Annotated in this window: 1 protein-coding gene; it reads left to right on the plus strand. The window is 71.4% G+C overall.

Features of this window, described 5'->3' with window-relative positions; genetic code table 11:
• Positions 1 to 354 precede the first annotated feature (354 nt).
• A partial coding sequence (locus tag C3481_RS15950) for an MFS transporter (protein WP_181021960.1) occupies positions 355 to 1,143 on the plus strand: 789 nt, incomplete at its 3' end.

A 1,143-nucleotide genomic window follows, 5' to 3' on the forward strand; every position in this document is an offset into this window, starting at 1 on the left:
TCAGCAGTCGGTATATCGAAAGCGACTGATCAGCCTTCACACCGACAGGTCCCGGCGCGTAACGCTCCGACCGGACTCCCGCTGACTCCCGGTCAGGCGTTCCCGTGACTGGCCGGGTGCGGCCGAGTGCCGTGGCTCCGGCCGCGATGCTCCGGCCCCTGGGGTGCCGTCGTCCCCCTGGCGGCGCCCCACGGACTGTCCCTCACTCCCACCAGGACCTGACGCCCGGAATCGGTCAGACGTCAGGTTTCTCCCATGCCATCAGGAGTGCCCGTGCCCGCCACCCTGTCCGCCGCCCGTCCAGCTGCTCCGCAGGCACCCTTTGCAGTACGCCGGAGCACCAGGCAGGTGTGGGTGCTCGTCGTCGGGGCCGGTGCAGTCCGCGCAGCTGGGTTCTCCTATCCGTTCCTCGGCTATCGTCTCTCCGACCTCGGGTACACGGCCGGGGGTATCAGCGCGGTCCTCGCCCTGTACGGCGTGGGCTGGCTCGCCGGCCAGGTCGTCTGGGGGCGCCTGTCCGACACGGTGGGCCGTCGTGCCACCCTCGTCAGCTCGATGCTGATGGCGGCGGTGGTCCTGCCGTGCCTGGCCGGTGCCACTGGCCCGATCGCCATAGGTGTCTCTGCCGTCCTGGCAGGGGCCGTGTTCGATGCCCCGCGGCCAGTCGTCTCGGCGGTCGTCGCCGACCAGATCGACGACGCCGCGACCCGTGCGAGGGTTACCGGCTGGCGCCACTTCGCCACCAACGTGGGTGCCGCGATCACCGGAGCGGCGGGTGGACTGCTCGCCGGCACGACCGGCCTCCCGGCGCTGTTCTGGGTCAATGCGGTGGCCTGCGCGGTCTTCGCGCTGGTCGCGCTCCGCTGCGTGAGTCCGGATCGGCCCCCACGCACTCCGTCCGCCGGGTCCCGCAGCGGCTACCGAGCAGCACTGCGCGACGCGCGGCTCTGGCTCCTTTGGACGGCCAGTGTGTGCACGCTGACACCGCTGGCGGGTCTTTTCAGCATCATGCCGCTGCTGATGACGGACGCGGGACTGCCCGCCTCGGCCTACGGCTGGACCCAGGTCGCCAGCGCGGCCGCCGTGCTCCTGCTGACCCTTCCGCTCAACGGCTGGCTGGCCAAGCGCGCCTGCCGTTCCTCC

This window comes from Microbacterium sp. Ru50, from assembly GCF_002920555.1.
GTDB lineage: Bacteria > Actinomycetota > Actinomycetes > Actinomycetales > Microbacteriaceae > Microbacterium > Microbacterium arborescens.